Annotated in this window: 11 protein-coding genes; 6 read left to right on the forward strand and 5 right to left on the reverse strand. The window is 72.1% G+C overall.

Translation table 11 applies throughout. The annotated features are described in order from the left end of the window. Nucleotides 1-458 (reverse strand): DUF3099 domain-containing protein (locus tag G6030_RS07705; protein ID WP_182642720.1); only part of this gene is annotated, 458 nt, incomplete at its 3' end. Between the two features lie 58 nt (nt 459-516). Here G6030_RS07705 and G6030_RS07710 point away from each other — a divergent pair. Beyond that, complete coding sequence (locus G6030_RS07710) at nt 517-762, forward strand: DUF3039 domain-containing protein (protein ID WP_007628744.1); 246 nt, start codon at nt 517-519, stop codon at nt 760-762. Beyond that, nucleotides 755-2593: a DEAD/DEAH box helicase gene (locus G6030_RS07715; RefSeq protein ID WP_109148734.1), complete on the forward strand. Its 1839-nt coding sequence runs from the start codon at nt 755-757 to the stop codon at nt 2591-2593. Before G6030_RS07710 ends, G6030_RS07715 begins: the two co-directional genes overlap by 8 nt. Nucleotides 2594-2735: 142 nt before the next feature. On the opposite strand, the gene G6030_RS07720 is transcribed toward G6030_RS07715, so the two are convergent. Next, nucleotides 2736-4184 carry an RNA polymerase sigma factor gene (locus tag G6030_RS07720; protein WP_182642721.1) on the reverse strand — a complete coding sequence of 483 codons (1449 nt, stop codon included), beginning with the start codon at nt 4182-4184 and terminating at the stop codon, nt 2736-2738. A gap of 114 nt (nt 4185-4298) precedes the next feature. Beyond that, complete coding sequence (gene ppgK, locus G6030_RS07725) at nt 4299-5144, reverse strand: polyphosphate--glucose phosphotransferase (RefSeq protein ID WP_182642722.1); 846 nt, start codon at nt 5142-5144, stop codon at nt 4299-4301. A 198-nt stretch (nt 5145-5342) separates the two neighbouring features. On the opposite strand from ppgK, the gene G6030_RS07730 reads away from it, so the two are divergent. Further along, a complete protein-coding gene (locus tag G6030_RS07730) occupies nt 5343-6302 on the forward strand; it encodes an inositol monophosphatase family protein (protein ID WP_182642723.1) in 960 nt (319 codons plus the stop codon). On the opposite strand, the gene cei is transcribed toward G6030_RS07730, so the two are convergent. Next, nucleotides 6292-6930: an envelope integrity protein Cei gene (cei, locus tag G6030_RS07735; RefSeq protein WP_063973067.1), complete on the reverse strand. Its 639-nt coding sequence runs from the start codon at nt 6928-6930 to the stop codon at nt 6292-6294. The two genes, G6030_RS07730 and cei, sit on opposite strands and share 11 nt — an antisense overlap. 201 nt (nt 6931-7131) lie before the next feature. Here cei and G6030_RS07740 point away from each other — a divergent pair, with 201 nt between their 5' ends. Beyond that, nucleotides 7132-7434, forward strand: coding sequence for a DUF4193 domain-containing protein (locus G6030_RS07740; protein WP_007628750.1), 303 nt, complete (start codon nt 7132-7134; stop codon nt 7432-7434). Nucleotides 7435-7459: 25 nt separating this feature from the next. Here the strand turns inward: G6030_RS07740 and G6030_RS07745 are convergent, their stop codons facing one another. Beyond that, entirely contained in the window at nt 7460-7966 is a 507-nt protein-coding gene (locus tag G6030_RS07745) for a DUF3093 domain-containing protein (protein ID WP_061229549.1), read from the reverse strand. A gap of 51 nt (nt 7967-8017) precedes the next feature. On the opposite strand from G6030_RS07745, the gene dut reads away from it, so the two are divergent. Further along, the gene (gene dut, locus G6030_RS07750; protein ID WP_063973066.1) at nt 8018-8500 is read left to right on the forward strand and encodes a dUTP diphosphatase; all 483 of its coding nucleotides are present in this window, start codon (nt 8018-8020) and stop codon (nt 8498-8500) included. Nucleotides 8501-8659: 159 nt separating this feature from the next. Next, nucleotides 8660-9330 (forward strand): DUF3710 domain-containing protein (locus G6030_RS07755; RefSeq protein WP_182642724.1); only part of this gene is annotated, 671 nt, incomplete at its 3' end.

The raw sequence follows: 9330 nt of genomic DNA on the forward strand, positions 1-9330 counted from the left end.
CGGTCGCGGGGCTCGTCGCCGCGGCCGGTCGCGGTCGGGGACGCGGTCGGGCCGATCGCCCGACGGCCCCCGGTGTCGGCGTCCGGACGGGGGCCGTTCGTGGTGCCGGTGAGGCTGGACGGCAACGCGTACGGGGCGTTCGAGGGCAGACTCCCGGCCGTGTACGTCCGGGCCTGTCCCTTGGGCAGGGGCGGCCGGTCGTTGGCCCCGATGACCGCGATCCACGGGATCGGGATGGACCCCGCCACGATCGCCAACGCGATCCACGGGTTGTTCCAGAGGGCGAGGGACCCCGCGGCCAGGAGCAGCGCGGGGATCCGCACGCTCATCAGCACGAAGTAGCGCTTTTTCCGGGCCGCGAGCTCGTCCCGGTAGGACTCCCGCGCGCCCGTGATGAGCACGGGTCTCGAGGTGTCGTCCCGTTCGCCGGATCGATGACGGCGGAAGTCGGGTGCCATGGGGCCCAAGGTACTCCGGCGTTGGCGCGGCGACGCCCGGGTGCGGCATCATGAGGGGGTGAGCACCACCCGGACCAAGACACTCGAGCGCCCCGAGGTCACGACGACCGAGGAGACGCAGGACGACGCGCCCAAGTTCTTCCACTACGTGGACAAGAGCAAGATCGCCGAGAGCGCGGTCATGGGCACCTACGTGATCGCCCTGTGTGGTGAGGTCTTCCCGGTCACCCGCTCCGCCAAGCCCGGCTCGCCGGTGTGCCCGGAGTGCAAGCGCGTCTACGAGACCCTGAAGCCTGGTGAGTGACCCCGGCGCGGTCCCGGGCCCAGACGAGACGACCGCAGAATCCGCCCCCCGCCCCGCCGGGGGTGGTTCGCTGCGCGCCTGGCAGCGGACCGCTCTGCGCAAGTACCTCATGGCGCGGCCGAAGGACTTCCTGGCCGTGGCAACGCCGGGCGCCGGTAAGACGACGTTCGGTCTGCGGGTCGCCTCCGAGCTCCTCGCCGACCGCACCGTCGACGCCATCACCGTCGTCGCGCCGACCGAGCACCTCAAGTACCAGTGGGCCGCGTCGGCCGCGCGATCCGGCATCGCGCTCGATCCCGAGTACTCCAACTCCTCGGGCGCCCTGGCTCCGGAGTACCACGGAGTGGTGGTGACGTACGCCCAGGTGGCCGCGCACCCGTTCAAGCACCGCGAACGCACCGCCTCGAGGCGGACACTGGTGATCCTCGACGAGATCCACCACGGCGGCGACGCGAAGAGCTGGGGTGACGCGATCCGCGAGGCGTTCGAGGACGCCGAGCGGCGCCTGTCGCTGACGGGTACCCCCTTCCGTTCCGACGACAGCCCGATCCCGTTCGTCACCTACGAACCCGACGGGCAGGGGCACCAGCGGTCGAAGGCCGACCACTCGTACGGCTACGCCGACGCCCTGGCCGACGGCGTCGTCCGGCCGGTCGTCTTCCTCGCTTACTCGGGCGAGGCCCGCTGGCGGAGCAACGCCGGCGAGGAGTTCTCGGCCCGCCTCGGCGAGCCCCTGAGCGCCGACCAGATGTCCCGCGCCTGGCGCGTCGCGCTGGACCCCCACGGCGACTGGATGCCGGCCGTCCTGCAGGCCGCCCACACGCGCCTGCGGCAGATTCGTGCGGGCGGGGTGCCCGACGCCGGCGGCCTGGTGATCGCGACCGACCAGGAACGCGCGCGCGACTACGCGGCCCTGCTCACCGAGATCACGGGCACGCCGCCGACGCTCGTCCTGTCCGACGACCCCACGGCCTCCAGCCGGATCGGCACCTTCTCCGACTCGACCGACGAGTGGATGGTCGCCGTGCGGATGGTGTCCGAGGGCGTCGACGTCCCCCGGCTGTGCGTGGGCGTCTACGCCACCAGCGCCTCCACGCCCCTGTACTTCGCCCAGGCCATCGGCCGTTTCGTGCGCTCCCGCCGGCCGGGGGAGACCGCCTCGGTGTTCCTGCCGTCCGTGCCTGTACTCCTGCAGCTGGCCTCGCAGATGGAGGCCCAGCGCGACCACGTGCTCGGAAAGCCCCACCGGGAGGAGGGGCTGGAGGACCAGCTCCTCGCCCAGGCGAACCAGCAGCAGGACGAGAACACCGAGGACGAGGAGGACCGGGGTTACATCTCCCTCGGCGCCGACGCGGAACTCGACCAGATCGTGTACGAGGGGTCCTCCTACGGGACCGCGACCTTCGCCGGCAGCGAGGAGGAGGCCGACTACATCGGCCTACCCGGGCTGCTGGGAGCCGACGACGTGAAGGCGCTCCTGCGGCAGCGGGAGAAGGAGCAGATCAAGCGCGCGTCCGCGGAGTCGTCCTCCGGACCCGGCGCGGTCGCCGTCGTGGGCTCCGACCCGTCGGTGGCCGGCACGACGCTCCCCGGGAACGCCGCCGGGCCCGGCGCCCATGCCGGGGCCGCCGCGGACCGGGTGGCCTCCGCCGCCGAACTCAAGGACCTGCGACGCCAGCTCAACACCCTCGTGTCGGTGTACTCAGGCCGGCTGGGCAAGTCGCACGGCGCGATCCACACCCAGCTGCGCAACGCGTGTGGTGGCCCGCCCGTGCCGATGGCCTCCGCCGAGCAGATCCGCGAACGGATCAGCCTGCTCCGCAGTTGGTGAACGCCCCTACTCCGGGGCCGGGTGCCGCGCCGGAGGACGCGCGATGGCAGAGGGCGGTGTACACGGAAGGCACACCTGAGCCGGTCCGCACAGACGAGAGCGGGCCCCCGCCGTCCGGCGAGGGCCCGCTGCAGCGGTCTTATCAGTCCAGGTAGTCCCGCAGAACCTGCGAGCGCGACGGGTGCCGCAGCTTGGACATGGTCTTGGACTCGATCTGCCGGATGCGCTCACGGGTGACCCCGTAGACCTGGCCGATCTCGTCGAGGGTGCGCGGCAGGCCGTCGGTGAGGCCGAAGCGCAGTCGGACGACGCCCGCCTCACGCTCGGAGAGGGTGTCGAGCACGGAACGGAGCTGGTCCTGCAGCAGGGTGAAGCTCACGGCGTCCACGGCCACCACGGCCTCGGAGTCCTCGATGAAGTCGCCGAGCTGCGAGTCGCCCTCGTCGCCGATGGTCTGGTCCAGAGAGATGGGCTCCCGGGCGTACTGCTGGATCTCCAGCACCTTCTCCGGGGTGATGTCCATCTCCTTGGCCAACTCCTCCGGGGTGGGCTCGCGGCCCAGGTCCTGGAGCAGCTCGCGCTGGATGCGACCGAGCTTGTTGATGACCTCGACCATGTGCACCGGGATACGGATGGTGCGGGCCTGGTCGGCCATGGCGCGGGTGATGGCCTGGCGGATCCACCACGTGGCGTAGGTCGAGAACTTGTAGCCCTTGGTGTAGTCGAACTTCTCGACGGCGCGGATGAGGCCGAGGTTGCCCTCCTGGATGAGGTCCAGGAACGCCATGCCGCGGCCGGTGTAGCGCTTGGCCAGCGACACGACGAGGCGGAGGTTGGCCTCGAGGAGGTGGTTCTTGGCGCGGACACCGTCGCGCTCGATCCACTTGAAGTCGCGGCGCTGCGCGGTGGTGAGCTTCTCGCCGCGCTCGGTCACCTGCGCCATGTACCAGGTGGCGTACAGGCCGGCCTCGATCCGCTTGGCGAGCTCGACCTCCTCCTCGGCGTTGAGGAGGGCGACCTTGCCGATCTGCTTGAGGTAGGCGCGGACGGAGTCGGCGGAGGCGGTGAGCTCGGCGTCCTTGCGGGCCTGGCGGAGGGCCTCGGACTCGTCCTCGTCCCAGACGAAGTCGCCCGACGCCTTGTCCTTGGCGCTGGGCTCCTCCTTGGTCTCCTCGTCGGCCTGCTCGTCCTCGACGTCCTCGACGTCGACCTCGACGTCTTCGAGTTCGGACGTGTCGGGCTCGACCTCGAGAGCGTCCCCGGCGTCCTCCAACTGGTCGTCCTCGACCACGTCGGCGCCCGCGGGGGAGGCGGTCTTCTTGGCGGCCGTCTTCTTGGCCGCGGTCTTCTTGGCGGCGGTCTTCTTCGCCGGGGCCTTCTTGGCGGCGGTTTTCTTGGCCGCCGTCTTCTTCGCGGGCGCCTTGCGCGCGGCGGTCTTCTTGGCGGGGGCCTCGCCAGTGACCTCGGTGCCCGACGGATCGCCGCTCGCCGCGGAATCCGAACTGGTGGTCTTCGTGGCTGCCACAAACGCCCCTTCACAACCGGTTACTCGATGGGAATCGGGGATCGATGCCGCCTGGTCTGCAGACATGCGAGCCGTCCGCCTTGCGGTACCGGGCCCGTCCCCGGCCGGTACGTGTTCCCGGCCTGCGCCATTGTAACGAGATTCTGTCCGGGGGGTTGCATCCGGCGGGGTTAGCCCGGGTCAGACGCCTACGTCGGGGAGCACCCGGCCGAGGTCGAGCAGCCCCGAGTGACCTGCGGCGTAGAGGGCCGCGCCGATGATCCCGGCGTCGCCACGCCGGACGGCCGCGCGGACGGGGGTGCGGTTCTCGAGCAGGGGGAACCACTGGTCGGCGGCCTCGCTGACACCTCCCCCGAGGACGAAGGCGCGGGGCCAGAGGAGGTCCTCGATGGCGCGCAGCACGTTCGACACGTGCGGGGCCCATTCCTCGAAGCTCAGTCCGTCGCGGGCGCGGACGGAGGCGGAGGCCAGGTGCTCGGCCTCGTCGAAACCGCGCCCGGCGATGTCCTCGACCATCAGGTGGCCGAACTCGGTGTTGGGTAGCAACCTGCCGTCCAGCAGGAGGGCTGAGCCGATGCCGGTGCCGAACGTCAGCAGGATGACCAGCCCGTCGACGCCCTCACCGGCGCCGTAGTGGACCTCGGTGAGGCCGGCGGCGTCGGCGTCGTTGAGCATGAGGACAGTGCGGCCCGGTAGGTACCGGTCGAAGAGGTCGACGACGTCGCAGCCGATCCAGGAGTGGTCGATGTTGTGCGCGATGCGCGCCACGCCCTCGTGGATGACGCTCGGGAGGGCGACGCCCACCGGGCCGCGCCAGTCGAATTCGGCGACCATCTCGCGGATGAGCGCGGCGACGGCGTCGGGGGTGGCGGGCTGGGGTGTGGGGCGGACGAGCCGGTCGCCGATGAGTTCCCCGCGCGCGAGGTCGACGAGCCCCACCTTGACGCCGGTGCCGCCGACGTCCACGCCGAGTCCGGTCGGCGTCTCCGTCGGCGGGACGGCGGAGAGGGGCGAGGGGCTGGACATGTGGGGCTCCCGTGGGGTGGACCGTGCGGGGCACGGCGTGGGTTGTCAGGTGCCCGGGCCGCCGGGGCACGATGGGCGTCGGTCGCCCGCGGGCCAGCGTATCGGTCCGGCGGGCCCCGGGGCGGGTTCACCGCCGCGCCCGTGCGGCGGGTCCGAGTACGGGCCCCGGAGGGGTACGACGACGACGAGGAGGGGCACATGACGTCCAGCGGAGCAGCAGAGGAGGCCGGCCGGACCGGCCCGGAGTTCGTCGACGGGTTACGGGAGCTGGCCGAGAGGGTGGCGGTGTCGGGCGGTGACGTGGCCCGGCGGATGCTGGCCGAGTTCGACTCGCGGGGGCCGGGCTCGCAGGGGCTGGGCTCGCGGTCCAAGTCGTCGGAGACCGATCCGGTGACCGTCATCGACACCTCGGTGGAGGAGCACCTGCGGCGGGAGATCGCGGCCGCCCGCCCGGGCGACACGGTCCTCGGCGAGGAGGGCGGGGAGGTCGCGCACGACACGCACGAGACCCCGGGTGATCCGGCGGGTGGGCCAAGCGGCGAGCCGGCGGGTGATCCGGTGGACGGGGACTTCGCCGGTGCGCGCGAGCCGCGGGTCCGGTGGGTCGTCGACCCCGTCGACGGGACGGTCAACCTGCTGTACGGGATCCCGTTCACGGCGGTGTCGGTGGCCGCCGAGGTGGACGGCGTCGTGGTGGCGGGGGCGGTCCACAACATCGTCACGCGGGAGACCTGGAGCGCGGGCTCGGGCCGGGGCGCGGCCCTGAGGGAGGCGGACGGCACCACGACGGCGCTGCGCGTGTCGGACTGCGCGGACCTGTCGCTCGCCCTGGTCGGAACCGGGTTCGCCTACGACGCGGGGATCCGGGCGGAGCAGGGCCGCGTGGTGGCCGAGTTGCTCCCGCGGGTACGCGACATCCGCCGGTGCGGGTCCGCGGCGTTGGATCTGTGCATGCTGGCCACCGGCCGGCTGGACGCCTACTACGAGCGCGGGCTCAAATACTGGGACCACGCGGCGGGCGCGCTGATCGCGGCCGAGGCCGGGGCGGTGGTGGCGGTGTCGGAGGACGACGCCGTGCCCACCACCGGCGCCACGCCCGGAGTGTCGGCGGAGTTCCTCTCCGCGCTCGCGGGCGCGACCGGACGGCTCAGCAGCTGACGGCGCGCGCGGCGTCGAGTTCGGCGGAGATCGGCTGTCGACCCACCTTGAGCTCGTCGAGCGCGCCGACGGCGGCGGTGGAATCGGACAGGCGGGAGAACGTCGTGCCGAGCGCCAGGTCGACGGTGCCGTCGGTGCGGCCGTCGGTCACCAGCTGCATGCACGGCGCGGCGAGGGAGAGCGAGCGGGCGGCGGCCCGGCCCGCCTCGCCATAGCGGATCTGACCGTGGCACTCGAGGGCCTGCCCGTAGACCGGGTCGTTGCCGATCGCGTCCGAGCCCGCCGGTTGGAATCCGCGCTCGGCCAGCTCGGCGGCGACGGCACCGGCCTGCCCGCTCTGGCCGTTGGCGTTGAGCACCCGGATGCGGGTGTCGGCGAGCAGCGCCGGCGCGACCTGATCGAGGGCGTCCACGGACTCCTCCTCGAGGCCCGCCTCCTCGGCCGCCGGCGGGAGCGGGCAGGCGACGGCCTGGGTGGCGGCGTCGTCTCCGCGCAGTGCCGCGGCCCAGACGAGCGCCCCGAGGACGAGCACCACGACCACGAACAGGACGTAGGGCGAGCGCAGGCGGGTCAACCCCCGCGCGGGGGTCCGGCTCGGTGTCGCCTGGGTGCTGAGATGGACGACCATGAGGGCCTTTCCTGCAGGTGAACGGGCTGCGAGCCCCGACGGGACCCGGCCCTCCACTGTAAACGTCGGGCGCAGGCGATCCCGCCCGGAACACGGACGTGACCGCTGGATGAAAAAGGCGGGAGATTCCGTTACTATGCGTGCGCCGGTCGGTCCACCGCCGAATCGGGCACCCCCCACACAGACCCAGAAAAGAGACTCATGGCAACCGACTACGACGCTCCCCGCCGCACCGAGGCAGACGAGCTCACCGGCGATTCGCTGGAGGAGCTCAAGGCACGGCGCGCGGAGGGAGCCACCGGCGAGGTCGACGTCGACGAGACGGACACCGCCGAGTCCTACGAACTGCCGGGTGCCGACCTGTCCGGCGAGGAGCTCACGGTGCGGGTCGTGCCGGAGCAGGACAACGAGTTCACGTGTGGCGAGTGCTTCCTGGTGCACCACCGCAGCCGCTTCGCCGAGGAGCGCGACGGCATGGCCATCTGCGTGGACTGCGCGGGCTGAGTACCGCGCGCGGCGGCGCCGCCGGTCAGCTGTAGTGGTTGTCCGGCAGCGCCGCCGCGAGCCCCTCGGGGTCGCGCGTGCTGATGAGCCAGTACGGCGTGGGGTCCAGGGGGTCGTCGAGGACCACGATCACCATGGTCGGGATGTACCCGCGGTGGACGACGAACGCCTCCGGGTCCAGCTGCCGTCCCATCGCCGCCTGCTTTGCCGTGGCGGGAACGACCGCGCTGCGGGCGATCGCGTCGAACGGCAGGCGCGCGCGGCCCGCGTACAGTGTCCCTCCGCCCTGACCGTCGGATTCGACCTCGATCCTCTCGCGGCCGAGCGAGACGAACAGCCAGGCGAGCAGGGCGGGGACCACGATGACGAGTAGCCACATCCACCAGCGTGCGCCGGCCGTGAAGGCCAGGACGACCGCCACGACGGTGACCGCGGCGAGCAGGAGCCACCACCACACCGGGACGCGCAGCGTCTCGGAGTGGACGGGGCGCGGCGCGCGATCGGGTGGGGGGCGGAGATCTTCGTCGGACACGACTTCAAGACTATCGAGCAACCGGGCGACGCCCGGAAGGAGGGCGGCGGCATGGTGAGCGGATCGGCCGGGGTGAGCGGTACCGGCGAGGTGCTCCGGATACGACGGCTGGACAGTGGACTCCCGCTGCCTGTCCGGGCGCACGCGGCGGACGCCGGGATCGATCTCCACGCCGCGGAGGACTGCGACCTGACACCCGGACACCGTGTCCTCATGCCGACGGGAGTCGCCATCGCGTTGCCCGTCGGGTACGTGGGCCTCGTGCACCCACGGTCCGGCCTGGCGGCACGGGCGGGACTGTCCATCGTCAACGCACCCGGGACCGTCGACGCGGGATACCGGGGGGAGATCAAGGTGAACCTCATCAACCTCGATCCGGCCGAACCCGTCCGTATCGCGCGCGGTGACCGGATCGCACAGCTCCTCGTCCAGCGGGTCGAGTTGTGGGACGTCGTGGAGGTCGACGATCTCGACGAGACCGACCGCGGAGAGGGCGGCCACGGTTCGACCGGTGGCCACCACCGCCTGAGCTGACCGGCCGCCCTCACTCCCGGGTGGGCCGACCACCACCGCCCTCACGCTCGGGGAGACAGACCACCGCCGCGCCGACCTGACCGGCGGCGACGCCGTTGGGTAGCGTCGTCCGCGACGGCCCCGTCCGGGGCCGGGTCGCACTCCGAGAGGATTTCCACCATGTTCGGACGAAAGAAGCCGGTGACCGGGGCCCGCGACGCCGCCGCGTCCACCGAGCCGGAGTCGCAGTCGCCGTCCTCGACAGGGCCGCACGACCGCTCGTCCGTTCCAGACGTGCGCGCGTACTACACGGCCCTCGGGTACGGCCATATCGACCTGGGGTCGCTCGTCATCGGAGTGCCGCAGGGCCGCGATCTGAACGTGGCCCTCGACCCGGCCGGCCAGCCCGAGTTCCACGTCGTCACCCAGGTCTCACGTGTCATCCCGCGGGCGTTCGCCGCCCCGAAGTCGGCAGGACAGTGGCGCACGATGGTGGCCGGGATGCGTGAGCAGCTCGAACAGCAGGGCGCCGATGTCTCGGTGGTCGACGGTCCCTGGGGGCGCGAACTCGTCGCCGTGTTGCCCGGGGCGGTCTTCCGCGCCATCGGGGTCGACGGCAACCGGTGGACCGCAGAGGTCCGGGTCATGGCCACGCCCGAGCTCGCGGACCAGGCAGCGGAGGAGGGGCGGGAGGTGTTCCGGCACCTCCTCATCAACCGCGGTGACGGACCGATGCCCGTGCGGGAGCAGCTCCCGCTAACCATCCCGGACGAGATCCAGCAGGCGCTCACCCAGGCGCGGTCCCAGCAGGCGGCGCAGCAGCAGGCGCAGGCGTACCAGCAGCAGATGGC

Source organism: Dietzia sp. E1, assembly GCF_014145015.1.
GTDB classification, from domain to species: Bacteria; Actinomycetota; Actinomycetes; order Mycobacteriales; family Mycobacteriaceae; genus Dietzia; species Dietzia cinnamea_A.

Bases quoted from the DNA above. Each gene is read 5' to 3' on its own strand.
- G6030_RS07720 (WP_182642721.1), bottom strand. From the start codon at position 4,184: ATGTCTGCAGACCAGGCGGCATCGATCCCCGATTCCCATCGAGTAACC.
- ppgK (WP_182642722.1), bottom strand. From the start codon at position 5,144: ATGTCCAGCCCCTCGCCCCTCTCCGCCGTCCCGCCGACGGAGACGCCG.
- G6030_RS07730 (WP_182642723.1), top strand. From the start codon at position 5,343: ATGACGTCCAGCGGAGCAGCAGAGGAGGCCGGCCGGACCGGCCCGGAG.
- cei (WP_063973067.1), bottom strand. From the start codon at position 6,930: ATGGTCGTCCATCTCAGCACCCAGGCGACACCGAGCCGGACCCCCGCG.
- G6030_RS07740 (WP_007628750.1), top strand. From the start codon at position 7,132: ATGGCAACCGACTACGACGCTCCCCGCCGCACCGAGGCAGACGAGCTC.
- dut (WP_063973066.1), top strand. From the start codon at position 8,018: ATGGTGAGCGGATCGGCCGGGGTGAGCGGTACCGGCGAGGTGCTCCGG.